This window comes from Cryobacterium sp. BB307 (assembly GCF_012274275.1).
Lineage (GTDB): Bacteria > Actinomycetota > Actinomycetes > Actinomycetales > Microbacteriaceae > Terrimesophilobacter.
Genome location: NZ_JAANZA010000002.1, coordinates 105,078 through 120,018 on the forward strand (window position 1 = coordinate 105,078; position 14,941 = coordinate 120,018).

The following is a 14,941-nucleotide window of genomic DNA, read 5'->3' on the forward strand; positions in this document are numbered from 1 at the left end:
CAACGCCCAGACGGCTGCCGCGCGACGGTAAACTCGCGAGCATGCACGGTACCACCACGACCAGCACCCTAGCCGACAAGCTTTTCGCCGCTCGGGAGGCTTCACTCGGGCTTGCGCAAGCGACCACCCAGCAGAAAAACTCCGCACTCGAGTCGCTCGCGGTCGCTCTCGAAGTGAATGCCGAGCGCATCGTCGCGGCCAACGCGCACGACCTGGGGGCCGGCAGCAGGAACGGGCTCAGCGACTCGCTGCTCGACCGACTGCGGCTGGACGCCAAGCGTATCGACGCCCTCGCCGCGGCGGTTCGCGAGATCATCGGCCTCACCGACCCGATCGGACAGTCCGTGCGCGGCATGACGCTGCCGAACGGCCTCAGGGTCAACCAGGTGCGTGTGCCGTTCGGCGTTGTCGGCGCGATCTACGAGGCCCGACCAAACGTGACCATCGACATCGCAAGCCTCGCCCTCAAGAGTGGCAACGCGGTGGTCCTGCGGGGCGGGTCTGCCGCGGAGAACTCGAATCGGGTGCTGGTCGAGCTGATCCAGGATGCGCTCGCTGCAGCCGGTCTCCCGCCTCTCGGAGCCCAGACCATCGATGAGTTCGGACGCGACGGAGCGGCGGAGCTCATGCGCGCCCGCGGCCTCGTCGACGTGCTCATCCCGCGCGGAAGCGCAAACCTCATCAACACCGTCGTCGCCGAGTCGACGGTGCCTGTCATCGAGACCGGCGCCGGCATCGTGCACATCTTCGTCGACGAGAGCGCCCCCACCCAGTGGGCTGTCGACATCGTCCGCAACGCAAAGGTGCAGCGGCCGAGCGTGTGCAACGCCGTCGAGACGGTGCTCATCCATCGCGCCGCATCCGAACGCGTGTTACCCGCCCTCATGCAGGCGATGCGCGATTCTTCGGTCACCGTGCACGCCGATCAGGAGGTGGTCGCGAACTTCCCGGACGCGCTCGTCGCGACCGAGGAGAACTGGTCCACCGAGTACCTGTCGCTCGAACTGTCGGTGCGCATCGTCGACACGCTCGATGAGGCGATCGAGCACATCCGGCGCTATTCAACGCGTCACACGGAGTCGATCGTCACCAACGACCTCGCGAACGCGGAACGGTTCCTGAACGAGGTGGACTCCGCGGTCGTCATGGTGAACGCTTCAACCCGGTTCACGGACGGCGGCGAGTTCGGGTTCGGCGCCGAGGTCGGAATCTCCACGCAGAAGCTGCACGCCCGGGGCCCCATGGGGCTGCCGGAGCTGACGAGCACGAAATGGATCGTCAGGGGCTCGGGTCAGGTGCGCGCGTAAGACCCGGCGCCATCGACGGAACACGGTAGATTGGCTATGGTGCTTGCCGAAGCGCCGAACGGAGAAGAAATGTCACTGCTTGCTGTAGTCGCCGCCAGCGAAGAGCACCTGGCACCCATCTGGATGCCCATCATTTGGTTCGCGATCATTCCCGCCGCGGCATTCATACTCATGGGCCTGATCACCTGGAGCTTCCGCGACGTCTCGAACCGTCACGTCATTCAGTCGCATCGGCATGACGAGGCTGCGCACCAGTAGGTTCGCCAGTGACCATGCCGGCAACCGCGCAAGGACGCGCCCGAATCGGAGTGATGGGCGGCACTTTCGACCCCATCCACCATGGACACCTTGTCGCGGCGAGCGAAGTCGCGCAGTCATTCGACCTTGACGAGGTCGTCTTCGTCCCCACCGGCGAGCCGTACCAGAAGCGCGACGTCACAGCCGGAGAGCATCGCTACCTGATGACCGTGATCGCCACGGCATCCAATCCGCGCTTCACTGTGAGTCGTGTCGACATCGATCGAGGCGGCCCCACCTACACGATCGACACGCTGCGGGAGCTGCAGTCGGCCCGCCCCGACGCCGAGTTGTTCTTCATCTCGGGTGCGGATGCGGTGGCGCAGATCCTGGAATGGAAGAACGCCGAGCAGCTTTTCGATCTCGCTCACTTCGTCGCTGTGACCCGTCCTGGGCACAACCTCACCATTTCCGGATTGCCGCAGGAGCACGTAAGCTTGTTGGAAGTTCCCGCGCTGGCCATTTCTTCGACGGACTGTCGAAGCCGCGTCAGTCGGGGTTTCCCGGTGTGGTACCTGGTTCCCGACGGTGTCGTGCAGTACATCTCCAAGTACCGCTTGTATCGGAGTCTTACGTGACAGCCTGGCAAGATGAGCCGCCCCTGAGCAGGCGAGCGCTTCGCGAACGCGAGCGAGCTCGAGCTCAAAGTGATGCCCAAAACCAACAGGAACCGGCAGCGCAGCCGGAACCCCTGAGCTACACCACCTCGGCGCGTCCGCACATCCCGAGCTACGACGGGCCCTCGTTCCGGAACCGTCCGGTGTCGACCGCGCCGCATCAGCCGGACAACCCCGGCTACCGGATGCGCGATTTCAGCCCGGAGTCCCGTCAGACGCGCGCCGCAACACCGGTCGAGGCGCCGGCTCCGTGGTCGCCGCAGGTGGCCAGCGGAGACCTCAAGTACCAGACCTCGGCGCAGCAGCCAGACGCGAAGTCGTCGGCACGACCGCAGGCGTTCCAGAGCCCCGAGGTGGTGCCGGAATCCCCGGTTGAGCGGACCGTCGCCGAGCAGGCTGCGGCGCAGCCCCCGGTTGAGCACACACTGACCCGCCGCGAGCTGCGTGCGATCCGCAACGCCGCCAGCCCCACCCCGCCGACCCTCATCGAACCGAACAACGTCGAGCCGAGCGAGCCGCAGGCGATCCCGCTTCCGGTCGTTCTGCCGCCGATCGAGGACGTCTTCCCGGCCAAGCAGGACAGCGCGGTCGAGGTGCATCCGGAGACGCTCGTCGAGGCGCATCCTGAGCCCGAAGCCGAGCCCGAGATCGTCGTGGAAGCCAGCGAGCCGCCATCGTTCACCGCGGTGATCCGCCCTCCGGTGTTCCCGGAGGCGCCGGCAGCGCAGGTGTTCCCCGAGGTCATCGAGCCCACCGTGATCGAACCGGAAGCGGCCCTGCCGGAGCCGCTGATCGAGCCGCTGCTGCGGCCGACCCGTGACTCACACTCGGCGCAGAGTGCGGACGACCTGGTCATCCCCGGAACTCCGGCTGCCAGCGAATTGCCGACCGACCGCGAGGTGGTCGTTGCACCCGAGTTCCACACTCCGCCGCCACCGGCAGTGAACGTCACCGAGCATGACCACGTGACCGGGCACATCCGCGACCTGTCGATCAGCGACGCCATCACGACCAGCGCGCTCGTGCTGCCGTCCCTTCCTGCCGACCCGATCACCAGCGCGGTCAGTCGCAGCGGGGAGGTGCTGGTCACCGGATCGATCGACCTGCCGCGCAGCTTGAGCGCCTTGGGCATCAGCGCGTCGCATGAGACGCGGGACATCGACCTCGACGACGACCTCGAAGACGGTCAGCCGAGTTCTGCGCCGGTGCGCGCCATCCGCGCCGTGAGCAGTTCGCACACGTCCTCGCACGGTCTCATCGCCAGCAAGCGGCACAAGACCGGCCGCTTCCCGATGATGGCTCTCGCGGTGAGCGGTGCGGTCATGGCTGGCGGTGTCGTCGTGCTGCTCGTCGGCGGCGTCGTCTTGAACATCTTCTGATCAGTGATCGACAATCTCTCAACAGTCAGGCCTCAGTGACAGCATCCGATCGCGCACGCGAACTTCTCCGCATCGCCGCTCAGGCGGCGGATTCCAAGCAGGCAGAGGATCTGGTTGCGCTCGATGTGTCGGGCAGGCTTCCGTTCACCGACATCTTCCTGCTCGCAACCGGTCGGAACGAGCGGAACGTCTCGGCGATCGCCGATGAGGTCGAGGACAAGCTCATCGAGCACGGCGCGAAGCCGCTGCGCCGCGAGGGCAAGGCCGAAGGTCGCTGGGTGCTCCTCGACTTCGGTGACATCGTCGTGCACGTGTTCCATGAGTCAGACCGCGTCTATTACTCACTGGAGCGACTGTGGCAGGACAGCCCGACGCTTCCGACCCTCTGACGCTCACCCGGTGGTGGCGCGCGGCTCCGGATGCGGCGGAGCAGGTCCGCGCTGACGTCGACGCCTGGGCGCAGCGCGTCACGGACAGCGGACTGCTCGAGGCGTTCGGCGGGACAGTGGCGGCGGGGGAGCCGCTGCTGGACTTCCTGGAACGGTTCGCTGCCGCGCACTGGGACTTTCGTGCCGGGCGTGAGCGCAACCTGGCCACCGTGCCCGACCTGACTCCTGCGCAGTTGGAGGCGATCGCCGACGCTGTTGGTCCGCTCGGACTCGATGGCACGCCACCGCCGTCGCTGGATAACTATGACGCGGTGATCATGACGGGCGGGATGGTGCGAGCGGGCATCGTGAAGCCGCGGCATGTTCGCGAGCTGGTGGATGCGGGTGTCAGCTTTGACGAAGGCACGTTCCTGGGCGCCTTTCGGCCGTTCGCGGGCGATGAGGTGGATCTCGCGAGCGAACTCGGCGTCGAGGGTGATGACGAGTTCGATGCGATGGTGGCGGGGTTGGAGAAATCCTTCGGCCCGTTCCCGCACGGCGAGGTGAGCGAGTACTCGGACGACAGCCCCTTCGCGAGCTGGCGTGATGTGCGCTGGAAGCTCGACGGGATGGACGTGCGCGCGGTCGCGGCACCATCATCCGAACCGGAGCGCAGGCGGGCGCACACCGGCGACACATTCCGGTTCTGGGCCGAGCGCATACCTTCGAGCATCCGCAACGTGCTCGTCGTGACGACCCCGGTGTACGTGCCGTACCAGGCGGCGGTCGCGGTCGAGGTTCTCGGCTCGAGTACGGGATCACAGTGGAAACGGTCGCGGTGAGCGACAGCGCGAACGACCTCGGTCCGCTCACACAGCGGTTCCTGCCACACCACCAGTTGCAGGAGCTCCGGTCGGCCATCAGGGGCATGCGGAGCCTGGCTTCCGCGTTAGACGATTGCAACATTCCAACGATCACCCGAGTCGTACGCTATGAGTGACGGTGGCGGAGGCGGTTGGCATGCGGATCGGTACAGCCTGGGTGACGATGGCGGTCGCCGGAATGATCTTGACCGGATGTACCGGAGTGACCGAACCGGGTGCAACTACCACCACCCCGAGTCCGACAGAGGCTGAGGAGCCGACGAGCGTGCCATCTCCCACCGTTCGGGAGTTGGAGCTACCGGAATCATGCGATGAGCTCGTCGACCTTGACGTGGTGCAGCAGCAGTACGGCGCCGATTACGTCGCAATCGACATCGATCCCGCGCATCCGACCGCTGTCGAGTTCCAGGGACGGGGCGGTCTCGCTTGTCAGTGGGGCATCCCGAATTCGGATGCGGGCGTGACTCTCGGGGTTGCAACACGGGCCACCGCCACCGACGCGGAGCAGGTGGCAGCGTGGGAGTCCGAGGGTTACGCAGAAGGACCCGACTTCCTCGACGAGACCTGGGTGCTCAGCGAGGAGACGGTTCTTGGACCGATGATCACGGCGGGCGTGCTGGTTGAAGGCTACGAGCTGCATCTCACGGCCAACGGCACGAGCGTCGACCCGTTGCTCGTGCTCGCTCGCAACGCCACCGAGAACATGGGTTACGTCTGAGCGGTCAACGCACGGGCGCGACGTGTAGTAATCTAGGTAGTCGTTCCGCTCATCCGGAACGAAGCACGGGTCTGTGGCGCAGCTGGTAGCGCACCTGCATGGCATGCAGGGGGTCAGGGGTTCGAGTCCCCTCAGATCCACCAAATTTTCACCTTATGCGCGTGAGCGCAATGGCTGGCTTCTATCGCTGCTGCCGTTTGTTATCGATGCGTGCTTTCTACAGAAGACGCATCGATAACAAATCGCGTCATCGACCAATTAAGCGGCGACTCAGCTCTCGGTGATGGGTTCCTTCGGCAGCTTGCGCACCTTGCTTCGGCGGCGGCGGTTCGGGATCATCGACCGCATCTCCTCGAACTTGCCGAAGCACAGCAACCGGTCGCCGGCCTGCAGCAGCTGGCCACGACGTGGGTTCGGGATGACGGTCGCGCCGCGGTGCAGCGTCAGCACAGTGATGTCGCGCTCAGTCAGCCCGGATTCGCCGAGCGACGTGCCGACCAGATCTGCTCCGGCGTTGACGACCAATTCGGCAACTCCGTACCCGGTGGAGACCGCCAGCCGCTGGCGTACGTCGATGTCGGGGAACGCGACCTCGTTCGAGATGTAGTCGATGATCGCGCCGGCGACATCGAGCTTGGTGGCTGCCTCGATTCCCTGCAGGCCTGGGGAGGAGTTGACCTCCATCACGAGCGGTCCGTCATGGCCCTCGAGCATGTCGACACCCGCGATCTTCAGCCCCATGATCTGCGCCGAGCGCACCGCGGCGCGAGCATACTCCGGTGTCAGGTCGACCGGCTCAACCGAACCACCGCGGTGCACGTTGGAGCGGAACTCGTCGCCGATGGCACTGCGCCGCATCGCCGCGACAACGCGATCGCCGACCACGAGGGCCCGGATGTCGCGTCCGCGGCTCTCCGCGATGAAACGCTGGATGAGCACGTTCTGGTTGGTGGAGTGCAGCGTCTCGATGATCGCCTCAGCCACCTTGGCTTCCGGCGCGAGGATCACGCCGATGCCCTGCGTGCCCTCGAGCAGCTTGATCACCACGGGAGCTCCGCCGACGCGCTCGATCGCGGGCCGCACATCCGCCCGGTTGCGCACGAACGCGGTCGCCGGCATCCCGATGTTGTGCCGGGACAGGATCTGGGTGGCCCGGAGTTTGTCCCGCGCATTGGTGATGCCGTTGGCGGTGTTCGGTGTGTAAACATCCATTTGTTCGAACTGGCGCACCACCGCGGTGCCGAAATAGGTGATCGAGTTGCCGATACGGGGCAGGATCGCGTCGTAGATCGACAACGGGCGGCCGCGGAAATGCAAGTCGGGCTCCGGCCCGGACAGGTCGATCGCGAAACGAAGTGTGTTCAGCACTTTCACGTTGTGCCCGCGCTGCACCGCGGCAGCGCGCAGGCGCTGCGTCGAGTACGAGTGCGGGGCGCGCGAAAGGATGGCGAGTTTCAAACGGTGACCCCTGAGAAGATAGTGAAATGACGCAACCGTCCCATTCAAGCACCATCGCCGGATGGCGCGAGTGGGTGAGCCTTCCCGGCATCGGCGTGCCGTGGATCAAAGCGAAGCTCGACACCGGCGCGCGCACGTCGAGCCTGCACGCGTTCGATGTCGAGGAGCTGGGCGAGGGTGGGGCGCAGCGCGTCCGCTTCTGGGTGCACCCGTGGCAGAACTCGGCCGATGACGCGATCGCCGTCGAATGCCCGATCCACGACCGGCGCATGGTGCGCAGCTCATCCGGCCACGAGGAGGAGCGCATCGTCGTGCTTATGGACGTGGCCATCCTCGGGCGCACCGTCAGCGCGGAGGTCACCCTGAGCAACCGCGACTCGATGGGGTTCCGGATGCTCGTGGGCCGGGAGGCGCTGCGGCAGTCGTTCATCGTCGACCCGGCACGGTCGTTCGTGGGTGGCCGGGCGCCGCGGCGGGTCCGCCTCACCAACCGGGGGCGTTGAACCGCTGTCACGCGCCGCACACCGGGTAGCCGAGTGTTCCCTCATAACCCGGCATCGGCGGCAGGGGCCGAGCGTAGCCTCTGGGTGGTGCTGCCGGCGCATCCGGTGCATCTCACTGTCGAGAGGAGCAGCCCATGCGCGCTGTGGTGTTCGAGGACTACAAGACGTTTCCCGCCCTGAAGGATGTGGAGAGTCCCGTTCCGGGTGCCGGTGAGGTGCTGCTGAAGGTCGCCGGTGCAGGGGCATGCCATTCGGACGTCGCGATTTACGACACCTTCGAGGAGGGGATGCCGGGCGCGCAGCCTCCTGCCTTCACGCTGGGTCACGAGAACTCCGGATGGGTCGAAGAGCTCGGTTCCGGAGTGAGCGGCTTCACCAAGGGCGATGCCTACCTCGTGTACGGTCCCTACGGCTGCCAGCGCTGCCAAGCCTGCTCCCGCGGTCAGGACACGTACTGCGAGAACGTCGCCGAAGTCGGCTCGCTGGGCATCGGTCTCGGACGCGACGGCGGCATGGCCGAGTACGTTGTCGTGCCCGCCCGCAACCTCGTGCCGTTGGGCGACGCTGACCCGGTGAACGCCGCGCCGCTGTCGGATGCGGGGCTGACGCCGTACCACGCGATCAAGAACTCGCTCGACAAGCTGGCCAAGGGCGGTGCGACTGCGCTCGTGATCGGCCTCGGCGGACTAGGCCAGCTGGCCGTCCAGATGCTCAAGGCGATGACGGGCGCGGAGGTGATCGCTACCGACATGAAGGAGGACGCGATGGCACGCGCCGCGCAGTCCGGCGCGAAGACGGTGGGTGGTGGGCCGGACCAGGTGGCCCAGATCCGTGACCTCACCGGTGGTCGTGGCGTCGACGTGGCGCTGGACTTCGTCGGCATTGCCCCGACAGTAGGGACTGCGATGGCTTCCGTCGCACAGGGCGGGCGGGTCACTATCGTGGGGATCGCCGGCGGCAAGTACACCTGGGACTTCTTCTCGACCCCGTACGAGGCGGAACTCACCAATACCTATTGGGGCACCATCCAAGACCTCTGGGAGGTCGTCGCGATGTACCGCGCCGGCCAACTGAAGCCGGCGGTGGAGCGGTTCAGCATGGACGACGCCCTGGACGCGTACCACAAGCTGCAGGCTGGGGAGATCTCCGGTCGTGGCGTCGTCGTGCCGCATTCCTGAGAATTTGCCCCACGTTCCGTTTCCGGTCGCGATGACTGTGGACGGTGCGGTGGGAATGTCTGCGGGTCGTGGTGCAGTGAAGTATGGAACAAATCAGCGACCCGGAACAGCCGCCGGCGCCGGATCCGGCGACCCGAGTTGAGCCGTTGCGGTTCGTGTTCGATGCGTTGGACGATGCGATCGGTGGGGTGGAGACCGCGGATCGGATGATCGCGATGATCATGGCGGCACGGGTAAGGCAACTGCAAGCCGTGATCGAGTTGAACGAGCTGAAAGGGATGTTCGGCAAGTCGGTGCCGTGGAAGCAGAACTTGGAGGCGCGGGCGCTGCGGTTGGAGGTGGCGATGCGGCTCAAGATCTCCGAGCGGGCCGCGGAGGGGCAGTTGGCCGAGGCCGACCAGCTAGTGACCAAGCTGCCGGCGACGCTGGCGGGCCTAACAGCAGGTGAGTTCTCCTACCGGCATGCGCAGGTGATGGTCGAGCACAGCATCGGCCTGTCCGATGATGACTGCGCGGCGTTGGAGCAGAGGGCGCTCCCATACGCGGTGAAGCTGACCCCGACGCGGTTCAGCCAGAAGGTGCGCACCCTGCGCCAGTTGCTCCACCCGGAGGTGCTGGCCGAACGGCACCGCGCCGCCCGGGAGCAGAGGCGGGTGGAGTCGTGGCCGGTCGAGGACGGGATGGCCTGGCTGAGCCTGCACCTGAGTGCGGAGGACGCGCTGGGGGCGATGAACCGGATCACGGCCCACGCCAAGCTGCTGTACGGCAAGGAGGGCGAGACGCGCACGGTGGCGCAGATCGGCGCCGACTTCGCCCGCGACCTGATGCTCGACGGGGTGCCCACCACGGGCAAGTGCAGTATCCGGCCGAAGGTGTTCGTCACCGTCCCGGTGCTGACCCTGCTCGGAAAGAGCGAGGAACCGGGCAACCTGAACGGGTACGGCCCGATCGACGCCAAACCGCCCGCCGGCTCGCTGCCCACGCGCCCTCCTTCATCCGCATCCTCACCCACCCGGAGACCGGCGCGGTGCTCTCCATCGGCCGCGACCGCTACCGGGTGCCTAAAGACCTGCGCGATGCGATCATCGCCCTGGACGAGACCTGCCGGGCGTTCGGATGCGGCGCACTGGCAGGGCATTGCGACATCGACCACGTCCACGACTGGGCGCTCACCGGTGAGACCAACCTCGACAACCTGATCGCGCTGTGCCGCAGCCATCACACCCTAAAAACCGCAGGCAAGATTAAGGCCAAAGCCAAACCCGGACGTGGGGTCACCTGGACCGGGCCGATGGGCGGCACGGCCACCACCGAACCAGCCATCATCCTCCGACTATGAAGATCGGCACAGTCCGACTGTGAAGAATCGGCGTGCTCATCGGTGAAGTGCTGGTGAATTTCGCGACGCGCGTCCGGCCGCTGAGGGAACGCTCATCGGACGAAAGATAGGCTTGCCTTACCTGGGCCTGTTAAAACGTGCTGGCCCTAGAACGAAAGGCATGATTCGCATCATGGGTTATATCAAGTCCGCCGCGCTCGAAGAGACCGGCTACGTCGTACTCGACCGCTACAACCAGGAGCTCGACCCCAAGGAGTGGCTCGACCTCGAGTACGTCGACTGGAAGTCATCCGGTGACACCCGCTTCGCGCCGCTCGCGAGCGCCAAGGGTGAGATCGAGGTCAACGGCTTCTGGAATCACCAGCCGCCGCGCACCGACAAGGACGGGGTCTGGATCCCGTCGCAGGTTGAGAAGGCTCCCAACCTGACCCGTCGTGCGCAGGAACCGGGCGCGAACGTCGGCCGCTGCCGCGTGATCGAGTTGCAGCCGAACAGCTACGCGGATGCCCTCTACAACCTGCACCAGGACGACAACAACCGTCTCAACCCTGACGGCACCGGCTGGATCGTCCGCGGGTTCTTCAACCTCACCGACGACAAGGACAGCTACTTCGTGCTGCGCGACAACCGCACCGACCCGAGCGTCGAGTACCGGATCGCGCTGCCCGCGGGAGCCCAGCTGATCGTCGACACTCAGCGGCTGTGGCATGCCACGTCGCACCCGGGCGCCGAGCCGCGCTACTGCCTGATCACCTCGTGGGAGTCCGGCCCGGAGCTGGACGCTTACATCGCGAAGCACAACGGCGTCAACCGGGTGCCTAACGTAGAGGTGCCGCAGGAGCTGCTCGACGCCGGCCAGGCCGAGCAGACCCGCCGCCTCGAGGCGCGTGCCGCCTACTACGCCGCCAAGGGCAAGGCCGAGGCCACCGCGATGAGCGAGGCCTGATTACTTAGCGCGGATGCCCCGGTCTTCGGACCGGGGCATCCGTCGTCTTTGGGGTCGCTGGGAGCCCTACGGCGTGATGACCACCTTGCCGAGTGAACGTCCGGCACCGACGTGGGCGAGCGCCTGCGGCACCTGGTCAAGCGAGAACGTCCGGTCGATCCGGATGCCCAACTCGCCGGCGACGCAGCGCTCGGCAACCGGCGTGAAGTGTCTTGGTCCCTCGTGCGCCACGAGCAGACCCAGGTGCCGACCGGTCAGACCGCCCAGCGCGGCGCCGAGCGTCACCACCCGCAGCAGAGTTCGCACATTACCGCCGACGCACAGGTAGCGACCACCAGGCGCCAATGCCCGCCGGTAGGCGAACACCGAGCGATCTGCGACGAGATCGAGCACGAGGTCGAACGGCCCACGTCGGGTGAAATCGTCCCGACGGTAATCGATGACATCATCGGCGCCGAGGTCGCGCATGAAATCGAGCTTGTGATCGTTGTCGACCCCGGTCACATGGGCGCCGGCCAATTTGGCGAGTTGGATCGCGAACGTGCCTGCCCCGCCTCCCGCCCCATTGATGAGCACCCGCTGACCGGCGCGGGCGCTGGCTGTTCCTTGGGTCGCGATCGCACCCGCCTGGGGGATGGTCGAAGCCTCGGCGAAGCTCAACTCCGGCGGCTTGCGCGCGAGCGCGGTCTCGGCCACCACAGCGTAATCGGCGAAACCGCCCATGAGGGCGAGATTGTCGCCGTACACCTCGTCGCCGACATGCCAACTGGTGACACCCGAGCCGACGGCCGTGACCTGCCCCGCGATGTCGGAGCCGAGTACCTTGCGCCCGGGCGCGAACAATCCGTTCAGGCGCGCGTATCCGGGGTTCCCCGTCAGCATCTCCCAATCAGACAGGTTGATCGAGGTGGCTGCCACCTTCACAAGCACCTGCTTTTCGCCGGGCGACGGCACCGGACACTCCTCCAGTCGCAGCACTTCAGGCGGTCCGTATCGGTCGTAGACGACGGCTCTCATGCGCTCATTCCCACCGGCGGGCATGCGACAAAGCCTAGCGAGGCGACTACGTCCGGAACGGCACCCCTACATCGGCACCACCCTCACGGGTGAGGCGCGCCCCCATCGTAACCATGGTGGGAGCGGGTACGAAACTGCCGGCGAACAGCGCCTCGCCCTGCCGGAATCGTGGGGAGCGGGCAAGCATCGCGAGAGGCACGAAGCCGAAGATGCGCGCAAGCTCGTCGAGGTCGATGGGGGAGGTCATCTTCATCAGCGCCAGGTTGTCGCATTGGGAGATGATGCTCGAGTGGATGCGTGACGGACGCTGCGTAGAAAGCAGGAGCCACAAGCCGAATTTGCGCCCTTCCGCCGCAATCTGGATGATCCGCTCCCGCACGGCGACATGCAGTGGGCTGGTCTCGTCCGGCGAGCACAAGTTGTGGGCCTCATCGATCACGATCAGGATCGGACGGCGTTCTTCTCGCCGCGCCCACAGGTCCTCGAGCACGGCCATCGCAACGACCAGTGATTCATCCGGGAACTCAAAGCCACCCAGGTCGAGAACGGTCGCATCCGGACGAGCGTTGATGACCTCCGTTACTGGTTCCAGCTTTCCCGCCCAGACACTCCAATCCGTCAATCTGAGGTTCTCGATGCGTGCCGCGAGCGCTGCCGAGGTCCCAGTGCCGCGTTCACGGAGTCTCGGCACGATCTTCGCTGTATCCATCGTGCCGAGGGTCTCTTCCAGGTGCATGAGTTCGTTGTACTCCGCACGATTCTCAAGTGGATCGAGGCGCAGAATTGCCGCCTTCGCCCGCACCGGAAGGTCGAGGTACCGCACGCGAAGCGGTTCCGTGTTCGGTGACGACGGTCGAAGGATTCGGATGTTCCGCTCGGACAGAATGCGGGACTCATCCGAGTCTTCGCTCCCGCTGGGTTCGCGGAGCTTCACGAAATCAGCGTTCGGGTCGAGTACCACGATCGGGAGGCGGGTGCACACGAGCAGCTGTTCGAGCACAACGCCGAGCGCATAGGTCTTACCCGACCCGCTCTGACCGCACCAGAACGTGTGTCGATTGAACCGCCGGGGGAGGAGGTGCGCAGGAGTGCCTTCAGAACCGAGGTGTGAACCGATGTGCAACAACTGCCCTGTGTCTCCGTACAAGAGCTCGAATGTGGCAGCATCCGCCTTCTCCATCTGCGCCGTTGCGAAGGTGACCGGTCGGGAATCGTCTACGCGGCCCTCCATGATGACGCCGAGGATGGTGCCCGTTCCGTGTATGGTCCCGCGCTTGCCGAGGATGACATCGTGGACCTGACCGAGCTGGGCGGAGCCTTCGTGGCTGCGCAGGGTGACGAAACCGCCCGGGTCGAAGGTCGCCCCACGACCACCCTCGAACTGGAAATGTCGACCGTCCAGCGACGCCGCAGTGGAACCGCCGCCCGGAGTCTCAGGCTTCATCATCGCCATCCTTGGGGCACATTTCTCGCAAAGGGTAGCGTCGCCCTTGCGGCACCGAGTCATCCCCCAAGGGTGAGGCAGTCGCAACACCCCACGGTTAGTTTCGTGCCGTGTGAGGTGATGACTCGTGACCGATCCTGGAAGCGCTGAGATGCAAAGACGGATTGATGAGCTCGAAGCTGAAAACTCCCGACTCCGGGACCCAGCCGGGAGCACCGTCCCGGGGCAGTCCGGCGTGGCCAGACGCAGCTGGGCGTGGACGCTGCTCGCCGCGGTGCTGATCACGATTGGCGCGATTCTCGCGCCGGTGGCCGTCATCGCCTCATGGTCGAAAACCGAACTGACCGACACCGGGCAGTTCGTGGCCGCTTACGCACCGCTGGCCAACGACCCCGAGGTTCAGGCGTACATCACCGACGAGATCATCGCCGTCATCAACGAGCGGGTGGATGTTGAGGAGCTCACCACGCAAGTGATCGACGGCATCATCGCTCTGGGCACCGGACCAGCTGCCACCGACGCGCTCAACCTGCTCAAGGGGCCAGCTGCCTCGGGTATCGAGAATCTCATCCGGAATGGCGTGACACGGTTCGTCGCATCCGACGCCTTCGCAAATGTCTGGGCAGCAGCGCTGCGCGTCAGTCACACGCAGCTGGTCGCGGCGATGCAGAACGATCCGGATGCCGCACTCACGATCAGTCGGGAGGGCGCGGTCGGCATTCAACTCGGGCCCATCATCGAAGAAGTCAAGGCTGCACTGCTCAGGCAGGGCATCGATATCGCGAGCCGGATCCCGGCGGTCGACCGCACGATCGAGGTCGCCCAGTCTGATGCATTGCCGACGGTGCAAGTCGTGTACGGACTGACCGTCACTCTTGGGACTTGGCTTCCTTGGATTGCCATCATTCTGCTCGCGGCGGGAGTGCTCGTCGCGCGGCGCCGAGTGATCGCGCTGATCTGGGCGGCCGTGGCTCTCGCTCTGGCGATGATCCTGACGCTTTCGGCGTTCGCAGTCGGCAATGTCGCGTTCACCTCCGCCGTCAGCCAGACCGATCTTCCCGTGGACGTCGCGAGCCTGCTCTACGAGACCGTTGCGACTGACATGCGCGCCACGGCTGTTGCAGTGCTGGTGCTCGCGCTCGTCGTCGCCGTCGTGGCGTGGATGGCCGGACCGTTCGAGGTTCCTCGGCGACTCAGGGCTCTCGCCCGTGAAGGAGCTGGCCGCCTGCGCGGATCCGCTGAGCGGCACGGGGTGACCACGGGGCGGACGGGTGAGTGGTTCTACCAACAGCGGGTGCTCTTGCGTGTGCTTATCGGTGCGGTTGCCGCCATAGTGGTGTTGTTCGTGCGACCGCTCACACCGGGGTTGATCATCTGGACGCTGGTGCTCGCGGTCATCGCTCTATGGATCCTGGAGCTCGTGCAACGACCTGTCGTCACCGTCCCGGCGGAGCGAGCCCTGAACGTGACGACAGAGCCCTGAATC

Annotated in this window: 15 protein-coding genes and 1 tRNA gene; 13 read left to right on the forward strand and 3 right to left on the reverse strand. The window is 65.7% G+C overall.

Annotated elements, in window-relative coordinates; all coding sequences use genetic code 11:
* The first annotated feature begins 41 nt into the window (after window positions 1-41).
* From HGK58_RS07770 to HGK58_RS07805, 8 genes are all read left to right on the forward strand, one after another.
* Window positions 42-1,307, forward strand: a complete 1,266-nt coding sequence (locus tag HGK58_RS07770; RefSeq protein ID WP_168627028.1) for a glutamate-5-semialdehyde dehydrogenase — start codon at window positions 42-44, stop codon at window positions 1,305-1,307.
* Window positions 1,308-1,343: 36 nt separating this feature from the next.
* A complete protein-coding gene (locus tag HGK58_RS07775; protein WP_227411923.1) occupies window positions 1,344-1,565 on the forward strand; it encodes a hypothetical protein in 222 nt (73 codons plus the stop codon).
* A gap of 14 nt (window positions 1,566-1,579) precedes the next feature.
* The gene (gene nadD, locus HGK58_RS07780) at window positions 1,580-2,182 is read left to right on the forward strand and encodes a nicotinate-nucleotide adenylyltransferase (RefSeq protein ID WP_168627714.1); all 603 of its coding nucleotides are present in this window, start codon (window positions 1,580-1,582) and stop codon (window positions 2,180-2,182) included.
* Window positions 2,179-3,600: a hypothetical protein gene (locus HGK58_RS07785; RefSeq protein WP_168627029.1), complete on the forward strand. Its 1,422-nt coding sequence runs from the start codon at window positions 2,179-2,181 to the stop codon at window positions 3,598-3,600. Before nadD ends, HGK58_RS07785 begins: the two co-directional genes overlap by 4 nt.
* A gap of 35 nt (window positions 3,601-3,635) precedes the next feature.
* Window positions 3,636-3,989: a ribosome silencing factor gene (gene rsfS / locus HGK58_RS07790; RefSeq protein WP_168627030.1), complete on the forward strand. Its 354-nt coding sequence runs from the start codon at window positions 3,636-3,638 to the stop codon at window positions 3,987-3,989.
* On the forward strand, window positions 3,956-4,810 hold the full coding sequence (locus HGK58_RS07795) for a hypothetical protein (protein ID WP_168627031.1): 855 nt from the start codon (window positions 3,956-3,958) through the stop codon (window positions 4,808-4,810). The genes rsfS and HGK58_RS07795 overlap by 34 nt, the downstream gene beginning before the upstream one ends.
* Window positions 4,811-4,988: 178 nt before the next feature.
* The gene (locus HGK58_RS07800) at window positions 4,989-5,570 is read left to right on the forward strand and encodes a hypothetical protein (RefSeq protein ID WP_168627032.1); all 582 of its coding nucleotides are present in this window, start codon (window positions 4,989-4,991) and stop codon (window positions 5,568-5,570) included.
* Window positions 5,571-5,637: 67 nt separating this feature from the next.
* A tRNA-Ala gene (locus HGK58_RS07805) sits at window positions 5,638-5,713 on the forward strand.
* Between the two features lie 127 nt (window positions 5,714-5,840).
* On the opposite strand, the gene HGK58_RS07810 is transcribed toward HGK58_RS07805, so the two are convergent.
* Window positions 5,841-7,028 carry a RimK family alpha-L-glutamate ligase gene (locus HGK58_RS07810; RefSeq protein WP_168627033.1) on the reverse strand — a complete coding sequence of 396 codons (1,188 nt, stop codon included), beginning with the start codon at window positions 7,026-7,028 and terminating at the stop codon, window positions 5,841-5,843.
* Window positions 7,029-7,054: 26 nt separating this feature from the next.
* On the opposite strand from HGK58_RS07810, the gene HGK58_RS07815 reads away from it, so the two are divergent.
* From HGK58_RS07815 to HGK58_RS07830, 4 genes are all read left to right on the forward strand, one after another.
* The gene (locus HGK58_RS07815; RefSeq protein WP_168627034.1) at window positions 7,055-7,531 is read left to right on the forward strand and encodes a RimK/LysX family protein; all 477 of its coding nucleotides are present in this window, start codon (window positions 7,055-7,057) and stop codon (window positions 7,529-7,531) included.
* A 134-nt stretch (window positions 7,532-7,665) separates the two neighbouring features.
* Window positions 7,666-8,709 carry an NAD(P)-dependent alcohol dehydrogenase gene (locus tag HGK58_RS07820; protein ID WP_168627035.1) on the forward strand — a complete coding sequence of 348 codons (1,044 nt, stop codon included), beginning with the start codon at window positions 7,666-7,668 and terminating at the stop codon, window positions 8,707-8,709.
* A gap of 83 nt (window positions 8,710-8,792) precedes the next feature.
* On the forward strand, window positions 8,793-9,908 hold the full coding sequence (locus HGK58_RS07825; RefSeq protein WP_168627036.1) for a DUF222 domain-containing protein: 1,116 nt from the start codon (window positions 8,793-8,795) through the stop codon (window positions 9,906-9,908).
* Between the two features lie 312 nt (window positions 9,909-10,220).
* Window positions 10,221-10,994 (forward strand): hypothetical protein, encoded by a 774-nt coding sequence (locus HGK58_RS07830; RefSeq protein WP_168627716.1) that lies wholly within the window; start codon window positions 10,221-10,223, stop codon window positions 10,992-10,994.
* A gap of 66 nt (window positions 10,995-11,060) precedes the next feature.
* Here HGK58_RS07830 and HGK58_RS07835 read toward each other — a convergent pair whose 3' ends face one another.
* Window positions 11,061-12,011 (reverse strand): NAD(P)-dependent alcohol dehydrogenase, encoded by a 951-nt coding sequence (locus HGK58_RS07835; protein ID WP_168627037.1) that lies wholly within the window; start codon window positions 12,009-12,011, stop codon window positions 11,061-11,063.
* Window positions 12,012-12,057: 46 nt separating this feature from the next.
* Window positions 12,058-13,455, reverse strand: a complete 1,398-nt coding sequence (locus tag HGK58_RS07840; RefSeq protein ID WP_210422798.1) for an ATP-binding protein — start codon at window positions 13,453-13,455, stop codon at window positions 12,058-12,060.
* Between the two features lie 235 nt (window positions 13,456-13,690).
* On the opposite strand from HGK58_RS07840, the gene HGK58_RS07845 reads away from it, so the two are divergent.
* Window positions 13,691-14,938, forward strand: a complete 1,248-nt coding sequence (locus tag HGK58_RS07845; protein WP_349236171.1) for a hypothetical protein — start codon at window positions 13,691-13,693, stop codon at window positions 14,936-14,938.
* The last annotated feature ends 3 nt before the right edge of the window (window positions 14,939-14,941 follow it).